The sequence below is a fragment of the Mycolicibacterium sphagni genome (assembly GCF_002250655.1).
GTDB classification, from domain to species: Bacteria; Actinomycetota; Actinomycetes; order Mycobacteriales; family Mycobacteriaceae; genus Mycobacterium; species Mycobacterium sphagni.
In genome coordinates this window covers 45,081-71,383 of record NZ_NOZR01000017.1, presented here as the reverse complement: position 1 = coordinate 71,383, position 26,303 = coordinate 45,081, and the positions used below count along the sequence as shown (strand labels likewise).

Here is a 26,303-nt window from a genome sequence, read left to right as displayed (position 1 = left end):
GGCGGGCGGGGCTCTCCCTGGGCACTGCATCATCAATGTCAGACCCCGCTGGCATAATCAAACATGTGTTCGATGTGATTGCTGCGATTGCCGAGGGCGCCCGCATGGCGGCTCAGGGGGAGGGGCGGCGGTTGGCGGGGATCGCGGAGTTGGTGCGTGAGCGGTGCGGCGATCAGGAGCACGCGTGGTGGGCGTGTGATGACTGGGATGCTGCGGCTGCTGAGGTCTCGGCGATTTTGGGGGTGACGCACGGGCGGGCGTCGGCGCAGATGAATCTGGCGTTGTCGCTGCGCGATCGGCTGCCGCGGGTGAATGCCTTGTTGATGGCAGGGACGGTGAGTTATCGGGTGTGTGAGGCGATCGCGAACCGCACCGATCTGATCGGGGACAAGGCGATACTGGGGTTGGTTGATCGCGCGATCGCCGAGCACGTCGTGTCCTGGGGCCCGATGTCGAATCTGGCGTTGCAGCGTGCCATTGATTTCTGGGTCGATCGCTACGATCCGGCAGCGGTGCGCCGGAGCCAGGCGCAGGCACGTGACCGTGAAATCGGCATTGGGATCCGCGACGCCCGCGGTGGGGTCGCCGAGATCTGGGGACGGCTTCACCTCACTGATGCCGCCGTGCTTGATCGCCAGCTCACCGCGATGGCCCATGGTGTGTGTCAGGACGATCCCCGCACCATCGGTCAACGCCGCGCCGACGCGATGGGTGCGCTGGCCGCGGGGTCGGATCGGTTGGCGTGCACCTGCGGTTCTCCCGACTGTGTGGCCGTCGAGCCTGACGGACGGGCGGCCAGTGTGGTCGTGCATATCGTGGCCGACGCCGAAGTAGGTGATAGCGAGCCGGGCCCGGCCATGCCTGATGAGCGGCCCGCACGGGGCGTGATGACCGGCAACCGGGGCATCGTCCCGGCGCCGCTCCTGGCCGAGTTGATCAAGGCGGGCGCCACCGTTCGGCGTCTTCGCCGGCCCGGCGATGAACCCGAACCCGGCTATCGCCCCTCGACGGCGTTGGATGAGTTTGTCCGGATGCGCGACATGACGTGCCGCTTCCCCCATTGCGATAAGCCGGCCGAGTTCTGCGATGTCGACCACACCATCCCCTGGCCGTGGGGACCCACCCACGCCTCCAACCTGGCCTGCGTGTGCCGAAAACATCACCTGCTCAAGACTTTCTGGGCCGGCTGGCGCGACCGCCAACACCCCGACGGCACGATCGTGTGGACCTCACCAACTGGTCACACCTATACGACCCAACCAGGTAGCCGACTGCTGATCCCGCGCTGGAACGTCACGACGGCAACGCTGCCCGCGCCGGCGGCGCAACCCCCACCCACCATCGGCATCATGATGCCCACCCGACGAAAAACCCGCGCCGCCCAACGCGCCTCCCGCATCGCCGCCGAACGCACACTCAACGACACCCACGTCGCCGAACGCAACCGGCCACCACCGTTCTAGCTGGGGTATGGACCGCGTTCGGGCTCCGGCCCGAAAACAAAACGCCTGCCGGACAATTCATCTGGCGTGATGCGTACGTAGCGCAGCTTCTCTGTCGCGACCCACGGCAACAGCTGTGCGCGGTCGGCTTCGTGGATCTCGTCGGATGACGAGAGCACATGCGCGGTCCCGCGGATGATGACGCTCCAGCCCTCGGCGACAGTGTGATCGTCGACTTCGAAGAGCACCTTGTCACTCATCACAGTGCTGAACAGCTTGGTGCCCTCCGCAGTCCGGAACAGCACTGTGTGGCCTTGGGTTACGAAGTTCACCGGAAAAATCTCGAGCTGATCGCCGATGTGTGTCACCAGTCGACCAAGCGCGGCACTCTTGAGCAGATCCCAACTCTCGTGGTCGCTGAGTACCGTGATCGCGTCTCGTTCGCCTGTCATGCGCAGATCTTCCTCCGGCTAGGACCGAAATCCATAGGGCCGAACGGCCCGACAACCGATGACGTGAGGGCCGCGTGTCAGCCGGTCAGCGTCGCCAACTCTGCGCGCAGATTCCCCTGGGCCGGCCCTTCCCATTCACGGCGCGCGTACTCGGTGCGGAACACCCCGGGACCGCCCAGCAGCGCGACCAGAACCTGCACGCGTCCGCGGCGGAAAGCGTCGTCGGGCACGTGGTGGTACTCGGCACGAATGGCCGCGGTGTTACGCACATAATCGTCCCGCGGCACGGCGAGCGCCGCCAGGTCGGCATCGGAGAGAACTTCCCCATTGCGGTCACCGGGCGCGGGGTCGTGCGTGACTGTCAGCCGGATCAGGCGCGCCACCTCGTCGACCAGTTGCGGCTGCAGACCCAGCCGCGACAGGTCCTCCTCGGCGCGGCGGGCGCTGCGTTCCTCGTCATCGGGAAGTCCGGCGTACACCGCGTCGTGGTACCAGGCCGCCAATCGAACGGCGTCGGCATCGTCGGCGAACTCTGCCAGCTCCTCGACGTGTCCGAGGATGCCGCGCAGGTGATCCACAGAGTGGTAGCGGCGGTGTGGTTCGGCCCAGGAGGCGACCAGGTCGCGACCCACCGCGGCCACCGCCGGGTTATCGGTGTGCCGGGAGAGCAGCGTCGCCCAGGCCTCAACCAAATCCTGCACATGACCATGGTGCACTTCCCGGCGGGCAGGAGCGAAGCGACCCGGGGATCAGCAGCAGCGGGCAGGAGCGAAGCGACCCGGGGATCAGCAGCGGCGGGCAGGAGCGAAGCGACCCGGGGGTCAGCAGCAGCGGGCAGGAGCGAAGCGGCCTGGGGAGTCAGTAAGCTTCCGGCGTGGCCGAGTTAGCCCCGTCGACGCCCCTGAGCCTCAAGACGCAGGTGGTGCGATTCATCATCACCGGCGGCCTGTCCGCGGTCGTCGACTTCGGGCTCTACGTGCTGTTCCTCAAGCTCGGGCTGCAGGTCAATGTGGCCAAGACGCTGAGCTTCATCGCCGGCACCACCACGGCGTACCTGATCAACCGCAGGTGGACGTTCCAGGCACCGCCGAGCACGGCCCGTTTCATCGCTGTGGTTGCGCTCTACGCGCTGACCTACGCGGTCCAGGTCGGCATCAATTACCTCTTCTACCTGAAGTTCACCGGCCAGCCGTGGCAGGTGCCGGTGGCCTTCGTCATCGCCCAGGGCACTGCCACCGTCATCAACTTCGTCGTCCAGCGAGCAGTGATATTCCGGTTGAAGTAGTCCTGCCGGGTAACCTTTGGCACTGATATGGCTACCGAACTCCCCCTGACGCAGCGTTCCCTGACCGGGTTCGGCCGCACCGCGCCCAGTGTGGCGCACGTGCTGTCGACCCCCGATGTGGACGTGATCGCCGCTGCAATCCGGCAGGTGGCCGACGCCGATTCCGCCAGCCCGTCATACCTGCGCCGGGGCATTGTGGCACGCGGGCTGGGCCGCTCCTACGGGGACCAAGCCGGCAACGGCGGCGGCATCGTCGTCGACATGACGCGGCTGAACCGCATCCATTCCATCTCCTCCGAGACCGCGGTGGCCGATGTCGACGCCGGAGTGAGCCTGGATCAGCTGATGAAGGCAGCGCTTCCGTTCGGCCTCTGGGTGCCCGTACTACCCGGCACCCGACAGGTGACCGTCGGCGGTGCTATCGGATCCGACATCCACGGCAAGAACCACCACAGTGCGGGCAGCTTCGGCAATCACGTGCTGTCACTGGACCTGCTGATGGCCGACGGTGAAGTCCGCACACTGACACCAACGGGCGGCCCAGACGCAGAAGACACGGAACTGTTCTGGGCCACGGTGGGCGGAAACGGTTTGACCGGCATCGTGATCCGGGCCCGCATCGCGATGACCCGCACCGAGACCGCGTATTTCATCGCCGACGGTATCGCCACGGCCGACCTGGACGAGACCGTCGCGGTCCACCAGGACGGCAGCGAGGACAACTACACCTATTCCAGCGCGTGGTTCGATCTCATCAACCCGCCGCCGAAGCTGGGCCGCGCTGCGGTCAGCCGGGGCAGCCTCGCCAAACTGGATCAACTGCCACCGAAGCTGGCGAAAGACCCCTTGCAGTTCAGTGCCCCAAAGCTGCCCGGGTTGCCAAACCTCTTCCCCGTTAGCGTCATGAACAAGCTGTCGCTCAACCTCGTCGGCGAGGCGTTCTACCGGATGAGCGGCAACTACCAGAACAAGATCGTCAATCTGACGCAGTTCTATCACATGCTGGATATCACGACTGGCTGGCAATATGCCTACGGCCCAGCAGGTTTCGCGCAGCACCAATTCCTGGTGCCGCCCAATGCACTCGACGATTTCAAAGACATCATCCGGTGGATCCAGACCCAGGGCCACTACTCGGCACTGAACGTATTCAAGTTGTTCGGCCCGGGAAACCCTGCCCCGCTGAGCTTCCCGATGGCCGGCTGGAATGTGGCCATGGACTTCCCCAACACGCCCGGCGTCAACGAGTTCCTCAACGAACTCGATGACCGCGTCATGAAATTCGGCGGTCGCGTCTACACCGCCAAGGACTCCCGGGTGAGCGCCGAGAACTTCCACAAAATGTATCCGCGGATCGATGAATGGATTGCGGTGCGCCGCAAAGCCGATCCCAATGGCGTGTTTGCCTCCGACATGGCCCGCCGACTCGAACTGCTGTAGAAAGGCATCCCCCACAGACATGATCGACGCCACTGGCAATCCACAAACCATCCTGCTGCTGGGCGGAACCTCCGAAATCGGCCTGGCCATCGTCGCGCGCTACCTGCGCAACGCCAAGGCACGGGTCATCCTGGCCGATCTGCCGAACGCACCCAAGCGCGACGCCGCCATCGCCCAACTGGAGGCCGCCGGCGCCAAGTCGGTCGAATACCTCGATTTCGACGCCCTCGACACCGCAAGCCATCCTGCCGTCATCGAATCCGCCTGGGCCAATGGTGATGTCGACGTGGCGATCGTCGCGTTCGGCATTCTCGGCGATGCCGAAGAGCTCTGGCAGAACCAAGCCAAGGCGGTCCTGAGCGCCCAGATCAACTACACGGCGGCCGTCTCCGTCGGCGTGCTGATCGGCGACAAGATGCGCGCACAGGGCTTCGGGCAGATCATCGCCATGTCCTCGGTGGCCGGTGAGCGGGTGCGCCGCAACAACTTCGTCTACGGCTCGACCAAAGCCGGCCTGGACGGCTTCTACCTCGGGCTCGGAGAAGCGCTGCGCGAGTCCGGCGTTCATGTGCTCGTGATCCGGCCCGGCCAGGTGCGCACCACCACCACCTTGGACCACTGGAAAGCCACCGGCGCCAAGGAGGCGCCGTTCACCGTCAACGCCGAGGACGTCGCCGAACTGGCCGTGGCATCCGCGGCCAAGGGCAAAGATCTGGTGTGGGCGCCCGGCCAGGTGCGTGTGCTGATGTCGGTGCTGCGGCACATCCCGCGGCCCATCTTCCGCAAGCTGCCGATATAGCCGCGCCGGTGGGCAGGAGCGAAGCGACCCGGGTATGGGTGTAGTGGGCAGGAGCGCGCTGGCCACCGCGGGCCAGATGATCGCGGCAGTTGCTGTGGCCGTGGTGGTTTCGGTCATCGCACTGATCGCGATCTCCCGGGTCGAGTGGCCCGCTTTCCCGTCGTCGAACCAGCTGCACGCGCTGACCACCGTCGGTCAGGTCGGGTGTCTGGTGCTACTACTGGGCACCGGATTCGTCTGGCGCAGGGGATACGAGTGGGCTGCGCGTATCGCGGCAGCGGTGTTCCTGTCGGCGTTCACGGTGGTCACCCTCGGGATGCCGCTGGGTGCGACCCGCCTCTATCTGTTCGGCATCTCGGTCGACCAGCAATTCCGCACCGAATACCTCACCCGGCTCACCCAGAGTCCGGCGTTGCACGACATGACCTACATCGGCTTGCCGCCGTTCTACCCGGCCGGCTGGTTCTGGATCGGCGGGCGCGCGGCCGCCCTCACCGGCACACCGGCCTGGGAGATGCTCAAGCCGTGGGCCATCACGTCCATCGCGATCGCCGTGGTGCTGGCGATGGTGCTGTGGTCGGCGCTGGTGCGCTTCGAGTACGCGCTGATCGTCACCATCGCCACCGCCGCGGTGACCCTGGCCTACAGCTCACCGGAGCCCTACGCCGCGGTCATCACCGTCCTCATCCCGCCGGTGCTGGTGCTGGCGTGGTCGGGGCTGCGCGCCTCCACCCATTCCCGGGTCGCTTCGCTCCTGCCCGCCGGACCCAGGGCAGGCGGCTGGGCGGCCGTGGCCGGCGTCGGGCTGTTCCTTGGTGTGTCGGCCACCTTCTACACCCTGCTGTTCGGCTACGCCGCGTTCACCGTGGGCGTCATGGGCATCATCGTGGCGATCGCGCGGCGCAGCATCGAGCCATTGCTGCGCCTGGTGGTCGCCGCCGTCATCACTGCCGCCATCGGCGCCATCACTTGGCTGCCGTTTGTGTTGCAGGCCGTCCGACGCCCGATGAGCGGCACGGGCAGCGCCCAGCACTACCTACCCGCCGACGGCGCGGTGCTGACCTTCCCGATGCTGCAGTTCTCACTGCTCGGCGCGCTATGCATGCTCGGCACGCTCTGGCTGGTGTGGCGGGCAACCTCATCAGTACCGGCGGCCGCGCTCGGCATCGGCGTGCTGACGGTCTACGCCTGGTCGGTGCTGTCGATGCTGACCACCTTGGCCGGCACCACCTTGCTGTCCTTCCGGCTGCAGCCCACGCTGACCGTGCTGCTCTCAGCGGCCGGGGTGTTCGGGTTCATCGAGGTGACGCTGGCGATCGCGAAAAGGACGAACCGCAGGGTCATCCCGGTCGGTGCGGCCATCGGCCTCATCGGCGCCATCGGCTTCAGCCAGGACATCCCCGACGTGCTGCGACCCGACCTGACCGTCGCGTACACCGACACCGACGGCTACGGCCAGCGCGGCGACCGCCGGCCGCCCGGAGCCGAGAAATACTACGAGGAGGTCGACGCCGCCATCCTCAAGACCACCGGCCGGCCCCGTGAGAACACCGTCGTGCTGACCGCCGACTACAGCTTCCTGTCGTACTACTCCTACTACGGGTTCCAGGGCCTGACGTCGCACTACGCCAACCCGCTCGCCGAGTTCGACAAGCGGGCCGCGGCCATCGAGTCCTGGTCCGATCTGAAGAGCGCCGACCAGTTGGTCAAGGCGCTCGACGCGCTGCCGTGGCAGCCGCCGACGGTATTCCTCATGCGCCGCGGGGCCAACGACACCTACAGCCTGCGACTGGCCCAGGACGTCTACCCCAACCAGCCCAACGTGCGCCGCTACACCGTCGATTTCGACGCCAGTCTGTTCAGCGGCCCGCACTTCACCACCAAGACGATCGGGCCGTTCGTACTGGCAATCCGGAATCCATAGCGATGGACCATCCGACCGGCCAATTACCATCTAGCTCCGTGGACCAGACGCGGGCGAATTACCGAACCGCCCGTCTCGTCGCCATCGTCGCCGGGCTGCTCGGCGCGACGCTGGCGATCCTGACGCCGTTGCTGCCGGTCAAGCAGACGACTGCGCAGCTGAACTGGCCGCAGAACGGCGTGCTCAAGAGCGTCACGGCGCCACTGATCAGCTACGTCGCGACCGATCTGACCATCAGCGTGCCGTGCAGTGCTGCGGCCGGCCTCGACTCACCGGCGAAAACCGTGCTGCTGTCCACGGTCCCCAAGCAGGCGCCGAAGGCCGTCGACCGCGGCCTGCTGATCCAGCGTGCGAACGACGACCTCGTCGTCGTGGTCCGCAACACCCCCGTCGTCGTCGCCCCGCTGCGCCAGGTGCTCAGCCCCGCCTGCCAGAAGCTGACGTTCACCGCCCACGCCGACCGGGTGACCGCCGAGTTCGTCGGCCTGACCCAGGGCCCCGACAGCGACGATCCCGGCGCGCCGCTCAAGGGCGAGCGCAGCGGGTACGACTTCCGGCCGCAAATCGTCGGCGTCTTCACCGACCTGACCGGCCCGGCGCCGCCCGGGCTGAGCCTGTCCGCCACCATCGACACCCGCTACAGCAGCTCACCGACCGCGCTGAAGATGGCCGCGATGGTGCTCGGCGTCGCGATGACGCTCATCGCGCTGGTCGCCCTGCACCTCCTGGACGGTGCCGACGGAGTGCGCCAGCGGCGCTTCCTGCCGTCGCGCTGGTGGTCGGTGAGCGCCCTGGACTCGGTGGTATTCGCCGTCCTGTTGTGGTGGCACTTTGTCGGCGCCAACACCTCCGACGACGGCTACATCCTCACCATGGCCAGGGTGTCCGAGCACGCGGGCTACATGGCCAACTATTACCGCTGGTTCGGCACGCCCGAGGCGCCGTTCGGCTGGTACTACGACCTGCTGGCGATATGGGCGCACGTCTCCACCACCAGCGTCTGGATGCGACTGCCCACCCTGGCCATGGCACTGGTGTGTTGGTGGCTGATCAGCCGCGAGGTGATCCCCCGGCTCGGCCACGCCGTCAAGACCAGCCGCGCTGCCATCTGGACTGCGGCCGGCATGTTCCTGGTCTTCTGGCTGCCACTGAACAACGGCCTGCGGCCCGAACCGATCATCGCCCTAGGCATTCTGCTCACCTGGTGCTCGGTCGAACGCGGCGTGGCCACCAGCCGCCTGCTTCCCGTCGCGTTCGCCTGCATCATCGGCGCACTGACGTTGTTCTCCGGCCCCACCGGCATCGCGTCGATCGGTGCGCTGCTGGTCGCGATCGGCCCGCTGCGCACAATCCTGCACCGCCGATCCCGACAGTTCGGCCTGCTGCCGTTGCTGGCCCCGATCCTGGCCGCGGGAACGGTGACGATCATCCTGATCTTCCGCGACCAGACCCTGGTCGGCGAAGTGCAGGCCAACGTACTGAAGTCTGCGGTCGGGCCCAGCCTCAGCTGGTTCGACGAGCACATCCGCTACGAACGGCTGTTCATGGCGAGCCCCGACGGCTCGATCAGCCGCCGGTTCGCCGTGCTGGCCCTGCTGCTGGCACTCGGAGTGGTGGTGGCGATGATCCTGCGCCGCGGCCACATCCCCGGGACCGCGGCGGGCCCGAGCAAGCGCATCATCGGGATCACGATCATCTCGTTCATCGCGATGATGTTCACCCCGACGAAGTGGACCCATCACTTCGGCGTGTTCGCCGGGCTGGCCGGATCGCTGGGCGCGCTGGCCGCCGTCGCGGTCACCGCGCACGTACTGCGATCCCGAAGAAACCGGGCGCTGTTCGCCGCGGCCGTCTTGTTCATCACCGGACTGTCGTTCGCCAGCGTCAACGGCTGGTGGTACGTCTCCAACTTCGGCGTGCCATGGTCAAACCAGTTCCCGCAGTGGCATTTCGGCTTCACCACGATCCTGCTCGGGCTGACGGTCCTGACCTTGTTGGTGGCGGCCTGGTTCCACTTCTCCGGCCACGAGAACGGCACCTCGGGGCATACCCGGTGGTGGTCGGGCATCGTGGGCTCGCCGCTGGCGGTCATGGCTTGGCTACTGGTGGTCTTCGAGGTGGGGTCGCTGACACTGGGCATGACCGGGCAGTGGCCGGCCTGGTCGGTCGGCCGCTCGAACCTACAGGCGCTCACCGGTAAGACCTGCGGGCTGGCCGATGACGTGTTGGTCGAAGAGAACCCCAACGCCGGGCTCCTCGCCCCGATCCCCGGGGTGAGCCTGGCCGACTCGCTCGGCGCGACGACGGCGGAAGGTTTCACCCCCGGCGGGATCCCTGCCGACGTCTCCGCCGACCCGGTCATGGAACCCCCCGGTGGCGGCAATTTCGCCGACACCGACGGCGTGGTCACCAGCAGTGAAGCCGGCACCGAGGGCGGCACCACCGCGGCCGCCGGGGTCAACGGTTCACGCGCCCGCCTGCCCTACAACCTCGATCCGGCAACCACACCGGTCATGGGCAGCTGGCGTGCCGGGGTCCAACAGCCCGCGGTACTGCGCTCGGCGTGGTACCGGCTGCCTCCCGACTGGACCGCATCCCCGCTGCTGGTGGTGGCCGCCGCCGGCCGCTTCGACCAGGACGAGGTCCAGGTGCAGTGGGCCACCGATCAGCAGGCCGCGGATGGCAAAAACGGCGGCTCGGTGATGTTCGGCGACATCGGGCCGGCCCCGGCATGGCGCAACCTGCGCGCGCCACTGGCCGCGATCCCGCACGAGGCCACCATGATCCGGCTGGTCGCCACCGACGACGACCTGGCGCCCCAGCACTGGATCGCGCTCACGCCGCCGCGCATCCCGAAACTGCGCACCCTGCAGGACGTCGTCGGCTCACAGGATCCGGTGCTGCTGGATTGGCTTGTCGGCCTGGCATTCCCGTGCCAGCGGCCGTTCGCCCATCAGTACGGCGTCATCGAACCGCCGAAGTGGCGGATCATGCCGGACCGGTTCGGGGCAGAAGCGAACTCTCCGGTGATGGACAACATCGGCGGCGGTCCCCTGGGCCTGAGCGAACTGCTGTTCCGGGCCACCACCGTGCCGAGCTACCTGCGCGACGACTGGTTCCGGGACTGGGGCGGCCTGCAGCGGCTCTACCCGTTCTACCCCGATGCTCAGCCGGCCCGACTGGACCTGGGCATCGCCACCCGCAGCGGGCTGTGGAGCCCAGCTCCGTTGCGCCCGACCTAATAATCCCGTCCCAAATCGCTGAGGCGTCCGCAGGCCTTCGGAACTGACACAACTTCGTCGCCTAACATCGAGCCTCGTGCCAAGCGAGAGAGCCGACTCCCCCCGGATCGCCCGACTCGTCGCCGTCATCGCAGGAATTCTCGGCGTACTGCTGTGCGGCGTGGCGCCCTTGCTGCCGGTTACCCAGACCACGGCGACCATCCAGTGGCCGCAAGCGCCCGGCCCGGACGGCATGGTCAGTGACATCACCGCGCCGCTGGTCTCCGGCGCCCCCCAGGCACTTGACGTGTCCATTCCCTGTCGGGCCATCGCAACGCTGCCGGCCGACGGCGGTCTGGTCTTCTCGACCATTCCTTCTGCCGGAATCGACGCCAGCCGCAACGGGCTGTTCGTCCGTGCCAACGCCGCCACCGTCGTCGTCGCGTTCCGCGACACCGTGGCCGCTGTCGCCCCTCGTCCCGCCATCGCCGCCGGCGGATGCAGCAATCTGCACATCTGGGCCGGGCCCGGTGGAGTCGGGGCCGACTTCGTCGGTATCCCGGGAGCCACCGGCACGCTGGCCCCCGAGAAGAAGCCGGCAATCGACGGGATCTTCACCGATCTGAAGGTGGCCAGCCAGCCGGGCCTGTCGGCCCGCATCGACATCGACACCAGGTTCGTGACCCACCCCAGCGCGCTGAAGATCGCGGTGATGGCGCTCGGCATCGCCTGCGTGGTGGCCTCGATCATCGCGCTGGCAGTGCTCGACCGCTTCTCCGGCCGGCGGGCAGGAGCGAGGCAACCCGGGGCATGGCGACGTTTTCTGCGCGTCGGGGTCAGCACCTGGCTCGCCGATATCGGGGTGATCGGCGGACTACTGCTCTGGCATGTCATCGGCGCCATCTCATCCGACGACGGCTACAACCTCACCATCGCGCGGGTATCCGCTTCGGCCGGCTACAGCGCTAATTACTACCGGTTCTTCGGCGCCACCGAGGCACCCTTCGACTGGTACCAGTCGGTGCTCGCCCACCTCGCGGCGATCAGCACGGCCGGGGTGTGGATGCGGCTGCCCGCCACCGCCGCCGGCATCGGCACCTGGCTGATCCTGAGCCGCTGGGTCCTGCCGCGGTTGGGAAGACGCTTGGCGCTCAACCGGGTTGCGGTGTGGACCACCGGTGCGGTGTTCCTGGCGGCCTGGTTGCCGTTCAACAACGGGCTGCGCCCCGAACCGCTGATCGCCTTCGGGGTGCTGGCCGCATGGATCCTGGTGGAGAACGCGATCGCCACCCGGCGCTTGGCTCCTGCCGCCGTCGCGATCGTCGTCGCGGTGTTCAGCGTGACGCTCGCCCCGCAGGGCCTGATCGCGATCGCCCCGCTGCTGGTGGGTGCGCGCGCGGTCGCCCGGGCGATCAAGGCCCGCCGTGCGGATGACGGCCTGCTGGCGCCGCTGGCCGCGCTGGCCGCCTCGCTGTCGGTCATCTTTGTCGTCGTCTTCCGTGACCAGACCCTGGCCGCGGTCGCCGAATCCGCCCGCATCAAATACGTCGTCGGGCCGACGATCGCCTGGTACCAGGACTTCCTGCGGTACTACTTCCTGACCGTCGAAGACAATGTGGAAAGCTCGCTGACCCGCCGCTTCGCCGTCCTGGTGATGCTGCTGTGCCTGTTCGGCATGCTCACCGTGCTGCTGCGCCGCGGCCGTGTCCCCGGTGTCGCCAACGGCCCGCTGTGGCGACTGATCGGCAGCACCGCGATCGGCCTGCTGCTGTTGACGTTCACCCCCACCAAGTGGGCCGTGCAGTTCGGTGCGTTCGCGGGACTGGCCGGCGCACTCGGCGGGGTCACCGCATTCGCCTTCGCCCGGGTGGGTCTGCACAGCCGACGCAACCTGGCGCTGTACGTCACCGCGCTGCTGTTCGTCCTGGCGTGGGCGACCTCGGGCACCAACGGCTGGTTCTACGTGGGCAGCTACGGGGTGCCGTGGTTCGACCGTCAGCCCGTGATCGCCCATCAGCCGGTGACGACGATGTTCCTCGCTCTGGCGATCATCACCGGCCTGCTCGCCGCATGGCTGCATTTCCGGATGGACTACAGCGGCCACACCGAGGTCAAGAACACCGGCCGCAACCGGGCACTGGCGTCGACCCCCTTGTTGGTGGTCGCGCTCATCATGGTGCTGCTCGAGGTGGGTTCGATGACCAAGGCCTTCGCGCAGCGCTACCCCGTCTACACCACCGCCGCGGCCAACCTGTCCGCTCTCACGTCCGGCCTGTCGCCGACAAGCTGTGCGATGGCCGACGCGGTCCTGGTCGAGCCAGACACCAATGCCGGTATGTTGCAACCGGTTCCGGGACAGAACTGGGGTCAGTACGGACCGCTCGGCGGGGAGAATCCGATTGGCTTCACCCCCAACGGAATCAGTGACACCCTCGAACCGGCCGAGCCGTTCGTCGCCAACCCCGGCACCGTGAACTCCGATGGCTCACCCAACAAGCCCAACGCGGGCATCGCCTTCGCGGCGGGCACCGGCGGCGGCTACGGTCCGGAGGGCGTCAACGGCTCTCGGGTGTTCCTGCCGTTCGGGCTGGATCCCAAGACCACACCGGTGATGGGCAGCTACAACGAGAACACCGTTGCGGCCAAGGCGACTTCGGCGTGGTACCAGCTGCCCCCACGGAGCCCGGACCGGCCACTTGTCACCGTCGCGGCCGCGGGCGCGATCTGGTTCTACGACGAAGAGGGCCAGTTCAACTATGGACAATCACTCAAACTGCAGTGGGGTGTGCGGCGCCCGGACGGCAGCTTCCAGGCTCTCAACTCGGTGCAACCCATTGACGTGATCGCCCAAAAGGCATGGCGCAACTTGCGCTTCCCCATGGCGTGGGCGCCGCCGGAGGCCAACGTCGCGCGTATCGTCGCCGACGACCCGAACCTGAGTAACGATCAGTGGTTCGGCTTCACCCCGCCGCGAGTGCCCGTGCTGGAGACTGCTCAGCAGTTCCTCGGCTCGAAGACCCCGGTGATGATGGACATCGCCACCGCAGCGAATTTCCCGTGCCAGCGGCCGTTCTCGGAACACCTCGGCGTCGCCGAGGTCCCTGAGTACCGGATCCTGCCCAACCTCAAGCAGGTGGTGGTGTCGAGCAACATGTGGCTTTCAGCCCGCGCAGGTGGGCCGTTCCTGTTCATTCAGGGCCTGCTCACCACCTCGACCGTCCCAACCTACCTGCGTGGCGACTGGTACCGCGACTGGGGCGCGATCGAGCGCTACATCCGTCTCGTGCCCCCGGCGCAGGCTCCCGACGCCGTGATAGAGCAAGGCACGAAGACGGTCTTCGGTTGGAGCCGTAGCGGACCCATCAGGGCACTGCCATGACACAAACACTCGCCGCCAACGCCCGCGACGCCGCCAAGGACGTTCGGATCACCCGCTGGGTGGCCATGATCGCCGGGCTGGTGGGCTTTATACTGTCGGTGCTCACACCGTTGCTGCCCGTCGAGCAGACCACCGCGACGCTGAACTGGCCCCAGGCCGGTCAGCTGAGCAATGTGACCTCACCGTTGATCTCACAGGCGCCGGTGTCGCTCACCGCGACCGTGCCCTGCGAGCTGATCCGCTCGATGCCCGCCAAGGGCGGCCTGGTGCTCGGGCTCGCGCCGCAGAAAGGCAAAGAGGCGGCACTCAATTCGCTGTTCGTCAACGTGACCGCCGAACGCGTCGACATCACCGACCGCAATGTCGTGGTCGCCAGCGTGCCGCGCGCCAGAATCGCCGGCTGCTCGCGCATCGAGATCACCTCGAACACCGACGGGACGTTCGCCACCTTCGTCGGGCTCACCGACCCCACGACCGGCAAGGAAATGCGCAGCGGTTTCGCCGATCCCAACCTGCGACCCGCGATCGTCGGCGTGTTCACCGACCTGACCGGCCCGGCACCGCCCGGACTGAGCTTCTCGGCGACCATCGACACCCGGTTCTCCACCACACCAACAGCTTTGAAGCTGGCCGCGATGCTGCTCGCGATGGCCGCCACGGTAATCGCGCTGCTGGCGCTGTGGCGGCTGGATCGCCTCGACGGGCGCCGCATGCACGCCTGGATCCCACAGCGCTGGCGGACGTTCACCGCCGTCGACGTGACCGTGGTGGCCGGTTTCCTGGTGTGGCACGTGATCGGCGCGAACTCCTCCGACGACGGCTACATCCTGCAGATGGCCCGCGTGGCCGACCATGCCGGCTACATGTCGAACTACTTCCGCTGGTTCGGCAGCCCCGAAGACCCGTTCGGCTGGTTCTACAACCTGCTGGCCCTGATGACCCATGTCAGCGACGCCAGCATCTGGATGCGGTTGCCGGACTTGATCTGTGCGCTGGTCTGCTGGCTGCTGCTGTCCCGTGAGGTGCTGCCCCGGTTGGGACCCGCCGTGATCGCCAGCAGGCCCGCCCTGTGGGCGGCCGGGCTGGTGCTGATGGCTGCCTGGATGCCGTTCAACAACGGCCTGCGTCCCGAGGGCCAGATCGCCACCGGTGCGCTGATCACCTACGTGCTCATCGAGCGCGCCGTGATCTCGGGCCGCCTGACGCCGGCCGCTCTGGCCATCGTCAGCGCCGCATTCACCCTCGGCATTCAGCCCACTGGGCTGATCGCGGTCGCCGCGCTGATCGCCGGTGGCCGTCCGATCCTGCGGATCCTGGTACGCAGGCGGGCAATCGTCGGCACCTGGCCGCTGGTGCTACCGCTGCTGGCCGCCGGCACGATCATCCTGACCGTCGTCTTCGCCGACCAGACACTGGCAACGGTGTTCGAGGCAACCAGGATTCGCACCGAGATCGGACCCAGCCAAGCCTGGTACACCGAGAACCTGCGCTACTACTACCTGATTCTGCCGACCGTGGACGGCTCGCTGTCGCGGCGGTTCGGCTTCCTGATCACCGCGCTGTCGCTGTTCATCTCGATGTTCATCATGTTGCGCCGCAAGCGCGTTCCGGGTGTGGCGCGGGGGCCGGCGTGGCGACTGATGGGTGTCATCTTCGCGACGGTGTTCTTCCTGATGTTCACGCCCACCAAGTGGGTGCACCACTTCGGGCTGTTCGCCGCGGTGGGCGCGGCCATGGCCGCTTTGGCCACCGTGCTGGCCTCGCCGAAGGTGCTGCGCTGGTCGCGCAACCGGATGACCGTCGTCACCGCGGTGTTCTTCCTGCTCGCCCTGTGCTTCGCCACCACCAACGGCTGGTGGTACGTGTCGAGCTACGGCGTGCCGTTCAACAACGCGATGCCGCGCATCGGCGGAATCACAGTCAGCACAATCTTCTTCGCGCTGTTCGCGATCTCGGCGATCTACACCGTCTGGTTGCACTTCAACACCCGCGACCACGGTGAGGGCCGCATCGCACGGGCTGTCACCGCAGCGCCGATCCCGCTGGCCGCCGGCTTCATGGTGCTGGTGTTCATCGGCTCGATGGCCGCCGGCGTGGTGCGCCAGTACCCGACGTACTCGAACGCCTGGGCCAATCTGCGATCGTTCTCCGGAAGCTGCGGGCTGGCCGACGACGTGCTGGTCGAGCCGGACGCCAACGCCGGGTTCCTGACCCCGCTGCCCGGCGACTACGGACCGCTGGGGCCGCTCGGCGGCACCAACCCCGTCGGCTTCGCCCCGAGCGGGGTACCCGAACACATTGTCGCCGAGGCGATTCGGATGACGAACCCGCAGCCGGGAACCGATTACGACTGGGATCAGCCGATCAAGCTCGACACCCCCGGCATCAACGGATCGACGGTGCCGCTGCCCTACGGCCTCGACCCGTCACGGGTGCCATTGGCCGGCAGCTACCTCGTCGGCCCACAACAGGACGCCACCCTGACCTCGGCGTGGTATCGGCTGCCCCCCAATGACAGCGGTCATCCGCTGGTCGTCGTGACGGCCGCGGGCACCATCGCCGGGCGCAGCGTGCTCAACGGCTTCACCGACGGCCAGACGGTGGAACTGGAATACGGCAAGCCGGGGCCCGACGGCACCCCGGTGCCCGCCGGCCGGGTGAGCCCCTACGACCTAGGCCCCGCCCCGTCGTGGCGGAACCTGCGGTTCGCCCGCTCCGAGATCCCCGCGGACGCCACCACCGTGCGGATTGTCGCTGCCGACCGCTCGCTGACACCGGGCGACTGGCTGGCCGTGACACCGCCTCGAGTGCCCGAATTGCGGTCGGTACAAGAGTTTGTCGGGTCCACCCAGCCGGTGTTGATGGACTGGGCGGTAGGCCTGGCCTTCCCGTGCCAGCAGCCGATGCTGCACGCCAACGGCGTCACCGAGGTGCCCAAGTTCCGGATCACCCCGGACTACACCGCCAAAAAGCAGGACACCGACACCTGGCAGGACGGTCGCAACGGCGGCCTGCTCGGCATCACCGACCTGTTGCTGCGCGCTCACGTGATGGCCACCTACTTGTCGCATGACTGGGGCCGCGACTGGGGCTCGCTCCGCCGGCTCGAGACAATCGTCGACGCCCAGCCCGCGCAGATCGACCTGGGCACGGCCACGCGCGGCGGGCTGTGGAAGCCCGGCCAGATCCGGATCAAGCCCTGAGTGCAGTAGCCCGACATCGCGACGACGACCAAGCCGTCCACTCGTAGAACGAGTAAAACTGCAGCACCACAACGGAATTCAGGCTCGGACCGTACCGGTACCGGCCACTCGCGGCGCGCTGCTGCCAAAGGAGCCCAGCAGCGCTGAGTAACAAAACCGGCTAGATCGCACATCCAAGCCAGGCCGGTGACAGAATCCGCACATGCCTGAGGATGCAGCAGCCATCGATCCGTTGATGCACGGCCTGCGATCCAAGGGGCTCAAGAAGGGGTCGGTATCCCTGGTCGGAGCCGTCGCGATCGGTCTGGCCGCAACCGCGCCCGCCTATTCATTGACCGGCGCACTCGGCCACGGCGCCGAGGAGTCGGGCTACCAACTGCCGATCGTCTTCATCCTCGCGGTGATCCCGATGTACTTCGTGGCGCTGGCATACAAGCACCTCACCGACGCCGCCCCGGATGCCGGAACCGTGTTCACCTGGGGATCGAAGGCGATCGCGCCGCACATCGGCTGGATGGGCGGTTTCGCGCTGATGCTGTCGAGCATCCTGGCCGGGGTGGGGGCGGCCGGAATCCTGACCAACGCCGCCGCCGTCTGGCTCGGCATGGACACCGCGCCGGTCTGGTTCCACCTGATCGTGGCGACGGTGTTCATCCTGCTGACCACGTGGCTGGTCGCGCGAGGCGCGGAGGAATCCTCCCGCGCCACATTGATCCTGACGATCCTCCAGTACGGGGGCCTGGCCTTGTTCGCGGTGATCATGCTGGTTGCCGTCTTCCGCGGCCACGAAGGCCCGGACGCACACTCGTTCTCGTGGGAGTGGTTCAACCCGTTCGCAATCCACGACTTCAGCGGCCTGCTCGGCGGATTCCTGGTGGCCATCTTCATCTTCTGGGGCTTCGACGCGTCCCTGGCCATGTCCGAGGAGACCACGGGGACATCGGCGCAGGCGGGCCGCAGCGGGGTCACCGCGATCCTGATCACCGTTGCCACCTACGTGATCTTCAGCGTGGCGGCATTGGCGTATGCGGGCATCGACCCGAACAGCCCGACCAGCCTGACGAACGCGGCCAACATCGACGACGTGTTCACCACGCTCGCCAGTCAGTCGATCGGCACCCGCGGGGCGATGATCGCCGCACTGGTCGTGGGGGTATCGGCCTTCTCGGCGACAATGTCCACCGTCATGCCGACAGCGCGCGGCTTACTCTCGATGGCGACCTACCGGGCGCTGCCGGGTCGGTTCGGGTCGGTGAGCGAAGTGAGTGCGACCCCCAAGTTCGCGACCTGGGTCATCGGCCTGACCAGCCTGGCGATCTATTGCACGCTGGACGTGATCAGCGACAGCGTTGTCGCGGACTCGGTTTACAGCGTGGGTATCTCGATCATGCTGTACTACTCCGTGGTGGCGGTGTCGTCGGTGGTGTACTTCTGGCGCACCGCATTTCGGTCCTGGCGCACAGCGATGGGACAGGTCATCCTGCCCGGCATCGGTGCGCTGGTGCTGATCCCGGTCGGCATCGTCGAGGCCTACCTGATGGCCGACCCCACGACCGGCTCGGGTGGATCGATCCTGGGTATCGGCACCGCGTTCATCATCGGCGTATTCGGTCTGGTCGTCGGGGTGGTATTGATGGCAATCTGGAACCTCAAGGCCCCGGGCTTCTTTCGTGGCCAGACCCTGCCGAGGGAGCGTAGTTAGCCGTTGGCTTCGAGCGACCCTAGTGGTTGCCGAACCCGTTGTTCGGTCCGAACTGCCGAGTCGGTGCAACGGTCACGGTCTGGGTGGCGGTCTGGACTGAGGTCTCCACCGAGGTGGCAACGGAGGTCTCGGTTTGCGTTGCGGTTTCAGTGTTGGTGACCGTCTGCGGATCCTGGGTCTGAACGACAGTCTGAGGCGCCTGGGTCTCGATGACAGTCTGTTGCGGCTGATACTGGCCGCCCCCTGAACCGGAGTTGTTCTGATGGTGAGCCGTCGTCGTCGTGGTGGTGCTGCTGGTCGGCGTCGACGTGACGGTGACGGTCGTGGGTGCCGTCGTGCCCTTGGAGCCACATGCCACCGCGACCATCACGACCACCGCGGACGTCGAAGCGAAGAGCAAAAGATTGCGTGAGTTCACAACTCACATGTTTAGTTTATTGACGCGCGGAAAAGCGATGTGCCACAACGACAACGGAGCTTATAGTCGGCTGTCAATAAACCCCGCAACGCCTGTAGATTGCGCAAAATGCCTGATACTGAACCGTTTTCGTTACGTTACCACTCCCCCAGGCTGCGCCCACCCGAGTCACAGCTGTCACAAATGCTGGCTCCATAGCGTCGTCATCGGAACGAAAACCCGCACTGCGGGTCTATGGGAGCTACGAAACGGAGACGACGATGAAGCTTAAACGTGTGGTGCTTGCCTCGACTGCGGTGGCCGGTATCGGCGCCGCCGGACTGTTCGGGCTGGGTATCGGCACCGCGAGTGCCGATCCTGGCCAGTGTGGCGGCCCGGGGCCCCAAGGGTGCCAGGGGCCCAACAACGGGTGGAACAACGGCCCGGGCGACGGGCACAACAACTGGAACAACGGTCCCGGCAATGGTCCCGGTAACGGTCCCGGCAACTGGAACAACGGGCCGGTCGACTGGCACAACCGCGGCATCGACCAGGGCCGCCAGGACCACCAGCCGTTCAACTGGAACGGTCAGTGGGTGCAGCCGGTCCCGGCCGGTAACGGCATGGGCTGGGGCTTCTGGTTCCTGAACCAGTGGATTCCGCTGTAATTCAGCGTTGCTCGGGCGTGGCGGTGGTCGTCTATGAGCCGCTTCGCAGCTTCTCTGGCTGCAGCGACCACACGATGGCCCCGCCACCGGGGACGGCGTGCGTGCAATAAGCAGGCGCACCCTTCTCGCTGACCGCCGCCGCGCCCAGCACAGCACAGTTCGCGCCGATCACCACGACCGGCAGATCCATCCGACTCGAGACCGCCGGTGGCGGTGACGCCGTGAGCGGCGTCTGGGCCGTCGCGGTGTTGTGCACATCGTGGCGACCGAACAACAACGCAAGTCCGGCGGCAGCGCCAGCGAGAATGACCGCGGCACCAACGATCGCCGGGATCAGAAGCCGGCGCCGCGATGACGAGGCCTCCGGTTTGGCATGGCGGGCACGACGACCCGCACCGGCGCCCGCGCGGACCGCAAGCGCCTGGCTGGTCACCTCAGACGCACTGGATTCCCGCTCGGCCGTCCCGAGGCCGCGCGCCAACGCTCGTGCGAAGTCGGCACAGCGCGGGTAGCGTTTCTTGGCATCCTTGGCCAGTGCCTTGGCGAAAACCGGGCTCAGGCAAGCTAATTCGGGGCGCTTCGCGCCGATGGCCGGCGGCTCGGAACCCAGATGCTGGCTGATGACGATCGCGGGATTGGTATGCGTGAACGGCGGCATTCCGGTCAACAGGTGATAGGCGGTAGCCGCCAGCGCGTACTGGTCGGCCTGGCCGTCGATATCGTCGCCCATGAGCTGCTCGGGGGCAGCGTAGGCGACGGTGCCGACCGTCATATTGGTGCCCGTCAGCCCGCTCGCCTGGCCGATCCAGCGGGCGATACCGAAGTCGGCCAGCATGACCCGTTCGTCCCCGGAACCGGGAACTCCCAGCAGGATGTTCGCCGGCTTGACGTCGCGGTGCAGCAGACCGCGACCGTGGGCATAGTCCAGCGCGTCGGCGACCCCGCTGATGATGCGCACGACCTCGTCGGGTGGCATCCCGTAGGGATAGCGCTCGGCGAGCAGCCGGGAGGCGTCGGTGCCGTCGATGAACTCCATTGCGATCCACAGCTTGTCTTCGAACTCACCGCGGTCGTAAATCGTCACGATGTGCGGGTTGGACAACGTGGCCACCATGTCGGCCTCGAGGTTGAACCGGCCGCGGTACTCATCGTCGGAGCTAACCGCCGACCCGAGCACCTTGAGCGCGTCATGCCGCGGCAGCCTGGGGTGCTGGACGAGGTACACCTCGCCCATACCTCCAGCTCCCAGGGTCCGCAGAATGGTGTAACCCGCGACGACCTGGCCGTCAGCTAACGGCATTGGGGCATCTTAAGGGGCTGAGGTCTCGATTATCGAACCGGAGCGTCAGGCGCCGACGGACGGTCGTAAATCACCCGGCTGCCCAGCAGGATGTCCTGCACCGACCGCCGCTGCCGATCGACAGCCACCCACAGCAGTCCCACCGGGAACAGCACGCAGGCCAGCGCCCGTAGCAACGAGGCGGCGATCCGTAAGGAATTGGCACGCCGATCCACCACCCGAACGCCCAGCAGAACGCTGCCGACAGTCCGGCCCGACAGCGTCCAGCACCCGGTCAGATACAGCACGGATACCGCAAGTGTGACTGTGGTCGAAAAGATCAGGTTCGGCGCGGGAAATCGGAACGACGCCGGGTTGACGATCAACGCTGTCAACGCCAGTCCCATGTACAGCGCACCCATCGTGACGACGACGATCACCATGTCGGCGAGGGCGGCCAGGCCTCGAGACACGATGCCGGCGTTTGTCACTGGGGTTCCTGGATTCCCGGGTCTCGCCCCAGCATCCGGTCCACGAAGCCGGAGATCACGTCGTCGGCACGGGCGGTCTGGGTGCGGACATCCGTCATCACCTCGGCGGTAACAGTCCCGGTGGATTCACGGATGATCGATGCCAGATCCACACCGTCGATGATCTGGTCGGCCAGCCCGATCAGATCGATGCGCGCGATGATCGCCTCGATGTCGACGTCGGTCACGATCGCGTCGATGTCGACACTTTCACGGACCAGCGACGTCAGGTCGATCTGCTCGATGACGAGTTCGGCGACCTTGGTCAGCGCGGCGATGCCGACCCGGGTGGCTTCGATCCGGGTGGCGCGCAGCGGCTCGCCGATCAGCGGCAGTCGTTCCCAGAACACGAGGGCAGCGTAGTCAGGCACCGATGGGCGGCGGCGCACTCGCCTTCAACGAGGCCAATGCGGCGACGCTCAGTTCGGCGAGCTCCTCGGCCTCGGCGGCCGTCAAGGCCGATCCGAACAACTGACTCATCCGCCGGTTGGTGGTGTCCTCGACCTCGGCGTAGAGGCTTTCCTTGCCGTTGGCGTCGGCATACGGCGGCTGCCAACCCATGAACGCCGCGTAGTCGGTGCCGTGGTTGAGGATGTGCGCCTCGACCGGGCTCAGACCCGAGATCGTCAGGGCATTGAAGTGCACCGCGGCGCGCAGTTCACGCAGCACGAACATCACCTGCAGGGCACGTGCGGGAGCATCGGCGGCCAGCGGCATGGCCCGCCACCCCGCATACAGCGGCAGACCGGGCTCGGGCGCCTCCCCGATCACCTTCTCCCCGAGCGCGGCGATCCGGTCCAGGCCGTCGGCGCCGGCGAGGTACGTCCGGCCGAAGCCGGCCAGCTGGTCCCAGTACAGCTCGGCGCTCTCCGACGCCCCGTGCACCGCACAACCCTTCTCCCAACACGACCGGGTGAGGTTGGGTTCGAAAACGGCGAACACGGCGCTGACCGTCGTCCCGGTCGCGTCGCCGAGCACACCGCCTCGGCCTGCGAAGTACGCCGCGAACGGGTCCGGGTATCCGGCGGCCAGGCTTTTGGCGAACGTGTCCGGGTTCAGCATGAACACACTGATGGCCTCGCCGATGGCTGCCCCGGAACTGCGGACCGCGTCGATGTCGGTATCGCTCATGGAGGCTGAGCTTACGGACTGGTGGTCAGGTCGTACACGGTGTCGGAGCCGACGGTTTTCGGCGTGAAGTTGGCCTTGACCCAGGCGGTGATGTCCGCGTGCTGGTTTCCACGACCGGGACCGCCCTGGTTGCCGGGTGCGATGTAGTAGCCGATCTCGTGGTTGGCGACGTCGGCCTGGAACTGGCTGAGCGAGGGAACCGGGTCACTTCCACCGAATCCACCGATCGCCATCACCGCGGTGTTGGAGGCCAGCTCCAGACTGGCCGCCGCAGACGATCCGTTGACCGCCGCCGACCACTTGGTGCCGGTGCCCTCCAGCAGAGCGTCGAGCTGGGCGTTGTCGTCGTCGCCGCGCTGGCCGTGGCCCGCAGCACCATTGCGAGCCGGCTGCGCGGGCCCGACCTGAGCATTGCCGCCGGCATGGGACTGGCCGATGGTGGCGAATGCGTAGGCTGCCGAGCCCATTCCCCCGGCCAGGATGCCGAGAGCCAGCCCGGCCACCGCCAGCCGCTTGCGGGTGGCGCTGTGCGCCAGCACCAGAGCCACGGCCGCGACAGCGAGCACGAGAACCACCCAGCGCAGAGCCGGCATCCAGTCCGCATTGCGGTCCAGCAGCCACCAGCTCCACACTCCGGTCACCAAAATCGTTGTGGCCAAGGCAATTCGACCGAACAGCCGGTCGCGGTGGCGCCACATCTCGCGTCCCCCGATCGCGGCCAGTGCGGCCACCGCGGGCACCACCGACAGGCAGTAGTAAGGATGCACCATGCCCTTCATGTAGCTCAGGACGAGGCCGTCCACCAGCAGCCATCCGCCGAACAGCACGGCGCCGCCGCGAATCAGGTCGGTACGCGGCGCACGAGCGCGCACCACCAAGACGAACACCAGTCCGAGGAGTGCCGCGGGTAGCAACCAGCCCATCTCGAAGCCGAACTCCCCGGTGAACAGCCTGGTGAGACCGGGGTTCTGCCTGCCGAAACCACCGAAGCCGCCGAAGCCGCCGCCGTGCTGGTCGGTCGCCGCCGACATGCCGATCTGCCCGTGGGTATTGGTCGGGACAGTGGGGCCGGAGCCGCCGGCCTTGTTGCGCCCGAGGATCCGCGCCAACCCGTTGTAGCCGATGACCAGGTTCATGAAGTTGTTGTCCGTCGAGCCGGCCAGATACGGCCGAGACGAGGCCGGCCACAAGAGCGTCAGTGCGACGAACCAGCCCGCCGACAGCAGGCACGCGGCGACAGAAGCGGCCAGGTGCGCCAGCCTGCGTCGCACCGACGTCGGTGCGACGAGCAGGTAGACCAGCCCGATGGCGGGCGCGACCATCAGGCCTTCGAGCATCTTGGCCAGGAAGGCGAAACCCAAGGCCGTACCCGCCAGCATCAGCCACTTGACGCCGGCCCGTTCGACCGCCCGGACGGTGCAGTAGACAGCGCACATCATCAGCAGGACCATGACCGCATCGGGGTTGTTGTAGCGGAACATCAACGCCACCACCGGAGTCAGCGCGAAGGCCGCGCCTGCCAGCAGTGCCGCGCCAGTACCCGAGATGCGGCGCACGGCGCCGTAGAGCAGGGCGACCGCGGCGACAGCCATCAACGCCTCGGGAATCAGCATGCTGGCGCTGCTGAACCCGAAGATCTGGCCGGACAGCCCCATCACCCATTGGGACACCGGAGGTTTGTCCACCGTGATGAAGTTCTGCGAGTCCACCGAACCGAACAGCAGCGCTTCCCAGTTCTTCGAACCGGCCTGCGCCGCACCGGCGTAGAACCCGTTGCCCATCCCGTTGATGGTGATGTTCCACAGGTAGGTGACGGCGGTGGCCACCAACAGCGCGCCGAGCGCGATCCGTCGCCACGCCGTGTTGGATAGCCCGAATCGCCCTTCGGATGCAGCGGTATCCGCATCGATGGGCAGGCTGCCGGGCACGTCAAGAGTTGCGGTCATAGCTCCCATTACGACAGCCGGACTCCGGTCCAAGCTTTGTAAATCTTTTGAGCTTGCTATGAACCGAGGCGTTCGGCGAGCCAGGGCAGCGAGTCGATGAACGCCTGAGCGGCGAACTGCCAGGTGTGATAGCCGACGTAAACCCGCAGCGTGCAGCTGATATTCACCGCCACTGCCGCCGCGCACAGGTCCGGCAGGGCGCCCTTCTCGCGGAACTGGTCCTCGTCTCCGTGGCCGCCGAATCCGACCGGAGCCAGGCGTTCCTGGGGGTGATCCGGCAGGTTCTTGGTCTTATCGTCTGGCGGTTCCTGCGAGTCGTTGAACAGGCCCGCGATACCGATGTACGGTCCGTGCTTGCTCATCACGGTCCGGGTGTCGAAGGCGGCCCACATAGCGGCGTTACCTGCGTAGAGACGGTCGATGGTCTGCTGTTTGTCCCCGGAGTTCGGGCCGCGGTCGCCACCGATGTCGACGAACGTGGCGAACAGATCCGGATGCATGACCGCGAGGTTCATCGCGCACGTCCCACCGGCCGACCAGCCGACGACCGCCCATTTCGACGCGTCCGCCGAGGCACCGAACTTCGAAACGACATACGGGCGAACCTCTTTGGTGAGGTGGTCCGCTGCGTTACCGCGCACGCCGTTCACACACTCGGTGTCGTTGTTGAAACTGCCGCTCGAATCGGGGAAGACGAACACCGGGGCGACCCCGCCGTGCGCCCGGGCGAAGTCGTCGATCGTCGCCACCGCGTTGCCGGTGCGGATCCAGTTCGAGGGGTTGCCGAATTCGCCACCGATCATCATGACGGCGGGCAATTGTGGTGGCGCGGAACCGGCGAACCAGGCCGGCGGCAGGTACACGTATTCGCTGCGGTGCTTGAACCCGCTGACCGTGTCCGGCGTGTCGACGACCAGTACCTTGCCCGTCGTGGGGTGGGTGTTACGCAGCTGCGCGAGGTCACTTTCGTTGATCTGGTCGGGCAGCGGACCCGATGTCAGGTCGCCCCAGGCGCGTTGGACCGACGGGTAGTAACCAACCCACTGGTTGAGCACCACGAGCGTGCTCAACAATGTCAGCGGGATCGCCAACAACGAGACGATTCGGCGTCGCCACGAGGCGCTGGTCCAGCCGAGGGCCGCTACCGAAATCGCGGCGGCGCTGGCCCCGGTCCAGATCCAGAGTTGCGGCGGTGCCGGATTCGACGCCAGCCCTTGAGAGTTCATCCACCCGCGCGTGGCGAAGGCGACGGCGACGCCGATGACCACTGCCACCGGCACCCACAGCAGACGCCACCGCCGGGACCGCCACCCCAGCGCCACGACGACGGCCACGATCGTGACGATCTGGATCGTCGTCGGCAGCCAGCCGCTCAAGAGCGACACACCATGGCCGAACCTGCCGAAGTCCGGATCGGGCAGTCGCGGCATGTAAATCGGTGTCGGGACTGGAGGTGTCGGCGTGGGCCCGTTCGGCGGCACGCGACAAGGGTGCGATACCTACCT

Annotated in this window: 19 protein-coding genes; 10 read left to right on the top strand and 9 right to left on the bottom strand. The window is 66.9% G+C overall.

The window, feature by feature from the left end; genetic code table 11:
- The first annotated feature begins 65 nt into the window (after positions 1–65).
- Positions 66–1,463: an HNH endonuclease signature motif containing protein gene (locus CG716_RS19100; protein WP_234817919.1), complete on the top strand. Its 1,398-nt coding sequence runs from the start codon at positions 66–68 to the stop codon at positions 1,461–1,463.
- Here CG716_RS19100 and CG716_RS19095 read toward each other — a convergent pair.
- Both CG716_RS19095 and CG716_RS19090 read right to left on the bottom strand, forming a co-directional pair.
- Positions 1,460–1,894 carry a pyridoxamine 5'-phosphate oxidase family protein gene (locus tag CG716_RS19095; RefSeq protein ID WP_094482464.1) on the bottom strand — a complete coding sequence of 145 codons (435 nt, stop codon included), beginning with the start codon at positions 1,892–1,894 and terminating at the stop codon, positions 1,460–1,462. The genes CG716_RS19100 and CG716_RS19095 overlap by 4 nt on opposite strands.
- Before the next feature lie 77 nt (positions 1,895–1,971).
- Complete coding sequence (locus tag CG716_RS19090; protein ID WP_094482462.1) at positions 1,972–2,595, bottom strand: HD domain-containing protein; 624 nt, start codon at positions 2,593–2,595, stop codon at positions 1,972–1,974.
- A gap of 173 nt (positions 2,596–2,768) precedes the next feature.
- Between CG716_RS19090 and CG716_RS19085 the strand changes: the two genes are divergently transcribed.
- The 8 genes from CG716_RS19085 to CG716_RS19050 all read left to right on the top strand — a co-directional run bounded on the left by CG716_RS19085 (position 2,769) and on the right by CG716_RS19050 (position 18,847).
- Positions 2,769–3,179 carry a GtrA family protein gene (locus CG716_RS19085; protein ID WP_094482460.1) on the top strand — a complete coding sequence of 137 codons (411 nt, stop codon included), beginning with the start codon at positions 2,769–2,771 and terminating at the stop codon, positions 3,177–3,179.
- Between the two features lie 27 nt (positions 3,180–3,206).
- A complete protein-coding gene (locus CG716_RS19080; protein ID WP_094482458.1) occupies positions 3,207–4,619 on the top strand; it encodes a decaprenylphosphoryl-beta-D-ribose oxidase in 1,413 nt (470 codons plus the stop codon).
- 19 nt (positions 4,620–4,638) lie between these two features.
- Complete coding sequence (locus CG716_RS19075; RefSeq protein WP_094482456.1) at positions 4,639–5,418, top strand: decaprenylphospho-beta-D-erythro-pentofuranosid-2-ulose 2-reductase; 780 nt, start codon at positions 4,639–4,641, stop codon at positions 5,416–5,418.
- 34 nt (positions 5,419–5,452) lie between these two features.
- Positions 5,453–7,342: a galactan 5-O-arabinofuranosyltransferase gene (locus CG716_RS19070; RefSeq protein WP_094482454.1), complete on the top strand. Its 1,890-nt coding sequence runs from the start codon at positions 5,453–5,455 to the stop codon at positions 7,340–7,342.
- Between the two features lie 2 nt (positions 7,343–7,344).
- Positions 7,345–10,584, top strand: coding sequence for an arabinosyltransferase domain-containing protein (locus tag CG716_RS19065; RefSeq protein WP_094482452.1), 3,240 nt, complete (start codon positions 7,345–7,347; stop codon positions 10,582–10,584).
- 76 nt (positions 10,585–10,660) lie between these two features.
- Positions 10,661–13,942, top strand: a complete 3,282-nt coding sequence (locus tag CG716_RS19060; RefSeq protein ID WP_094482450.1) for an arabinosyltransferase domain-containing protein — start codon at positions 10,661–10,663, stop codon at positions 13,940–13,942.
- Positions 13,939–17,145: an arabinosyltransferase domain-containing protein gene (locus CG716_RS19055; protein WP_094482448.1), complete on the top strand. Its 3,207-nt coding sequence runs from the start codon at positions 13,939–13,941 to the stop codon at positions 17,143–17,145. Before CG716_RS19060 ends, CG716_RS19055 begins: the two co-directional genes overlap by 4 nt.
- A 202-nt stretch (positions 17,146–17,347) precedes the next feature.
- The gene (locus CG716_RS19050; RefSeq protein WP_094482446.1) at positions 17,348–18,847 is read left to right on the top strand and encodes an APC family permease; all 1,500 of its coding nucleotides are present in this window, start codon (positions 17,348–17,350) and stop codon (positions 18,845–18,847) included.
- 19 nt (positions 18,848–18,866) lie between these two features.
- On the opposite strand, the gene CG716_RS19045 is transcribed toward CG716_RS19050, so the two are convergent.
- Positions 18,867–19,265 carry a hypothetical protein gene (locus CG716_RS19045; protein ID WP_094482444.1) on the bottom strand — a complete coding sequence of 133 codons (399 nt, stop codon included), beginning with the start codon at positions 19,263–19,265 and terminating at the stop codon, positions 18,867–18,869.
- A 260-nt stretch (positions 19,266–19,525) separates the two neighbouring features.
- On the opposite strand from CG716_RS19045, the gene CG716_RS19040 reads away from it, so the two are divergent.
- Entirely contained in the window at positions 19,526–19,912 is a 387-nt protein-coding gene (locus tag CG716_RS19040; protein WP_094482442.1) for a hypothetical protein, read from the top strand.
- 31 nt (positions 19,913–19,943) lie between these two features.
- On the opposite strand, the gene CG716_RS19035 is transcribed toward CG716_RS19040, so the two are convergent.
- Genes CG716_RS19035 through CG716_RS19010 form a run of 6 tightly spaced genes read right to left on the bottom strand, consistent with a single transcriptional unit; the run spans position 19,944 to position 26,279 of the window.
- The gene (locus CG716_RS19035; RefSeq protein WP_094482440.1) at positions 19,944–21,212 is read right to left on the bottom strand and encodes a serine/threonine-protein kinase; all 1,269 of its coding nucleotides are present in this window, start codon (positions 21,210–21,212) and stop codon (positions 19,944–19,946) included.
- Between the two features lie 29 nt (positions 21,213–21,241).
- Positions 21,242–21,682: an RDD family protein gene (locus tag CG716_RS19030; protein WP_094482438.1), complete on the bottom strand. Its 441-nt coding sequence runs from the start codon at positions 21,680–21,682 to the stop codon at positions 21,242–21,244.
- Positions 21,679–22,071: a hypothetical protein gene (locus tag CG716_RS19025; protein WP_094482593.1), complete on the bottom strand. Its 393-nt coding sequence runs from the start codon at positions 22,069–22,071 to the stop codon at positions 21,679–21,681. The genes CG716_RS19030 and CG716_RS19025 overlap by 4 nt, the downstream gene beginning before the upstream one ends.
- 13 nt (positions 22,072–22,084) lie before the next feature.
- Complete coding sequence (locus CG716_RS19020; protein WP_094482436.1) at positions 22,085–22,852, bottom strand: SCO6745 family protein; 768 nt, start codon at positions 22,850–22,852, stop codon at positions 22,085–22,087.
- Between the two features lie 11 nt (positions 22,853–22,863).
- Complete coding sequence (locus tag CG716_RS19015) at positions 22,864–24,807, bottom strand: ArnT family glycosyltransferase (RefSeq protein WP_420093206.1); 1,944 nt, start codon at positions 24,805–24,807, stop codon at positions 22,864–22,866.
- A gap of 47 nt (positions 24,808–24,854) precedes the next feature.
- Positions 24,855–26,279, bottom strand: coding sequence for an alpha/beta hydrolase (locus CG716_RS19010; protein WP_207760721.1), 1,425 nt, complete (start codon positions 26,277–26,279; stop codon positions 24,855–24,857).
- Between the last annotated feature and the right edge of the window lie 24 nt (positions 26,280–26,303).

Coding starts and splice junctions, on each gene's coding strand:
- CG716_RS19095 (WP_094482464.1), bottom strand. CDS start 1,894: ATGACAGGCGAACGAGACGCGATCACGGTACTCAGCGACCACGAGAGT.
- CG716_RS19080 (WP_094482458.1), top strand. CDS start 3,207: ATGGCTACCGAACTCCCCCTGACGCAGCGTTCCCTGACCGGGTTCGGC.
- CG716_RS19075 (WP_094482456.1), top strand. CDS start 4,639: ATGATCGACGCCACTGGCAATCCACAAACCATCCTGCTGCTGGGCGGA.
- CG716_RS19070 (WP_094482454.1), top strand. CDS start 5,453: ATGGGTGTAGTGGGCAGGAGCGCGCTGGCCACCGCGGGCCAGATGATC.
- CG716_RS19065 (WP_094482452.1), top strand. CDS start 7,345: ATGGACCATCCGACCGGCCAATTACCATCTAGCTCCGTGGACCAGACG.
- CG716_RS19055 (WP_094482448.1), top strand. CDS start 13,939: ATGACACAAACACTCGCCGCCAACGCCCGCGACGCCGCCAAGGACGTT.
- CG716_RS19050 (WP_094482446.1), top strand. CDS start 17,348: ATGCCTGAGGATGCAGCAGCCATCGATCCGTTGATGCACGGCCTGCGA.
- CG716_RS19040 (WP_094482442.1), top strand. CDS start 19,526: ATGAAGCTTAAACGTGTGGTGCTTGCCTCGACTGCGGTGGCCGGTATC.
- CG716_RS19035 (WP_094482440.1), bottom strand. CDS start 21,212: ATGCCGTTAGCTGACGGCCAGGTCGTCGCGGGTTACACCATTCTGCGG.
- CG716_RS19020 (WP_094482436.1), bottom strand. CDS start 22,852: ATGAGCGATACCGACATCGACGCGGTCCGCAGTTCCGGGGCAGCCATC.
- CG716_RS19015 (WP_420093206.1), bottom strand. CDS start 24,807: ATGGGAGCTATGACCGCAACTCTTGACGTGCCCGGCAGCCTGCCCATC.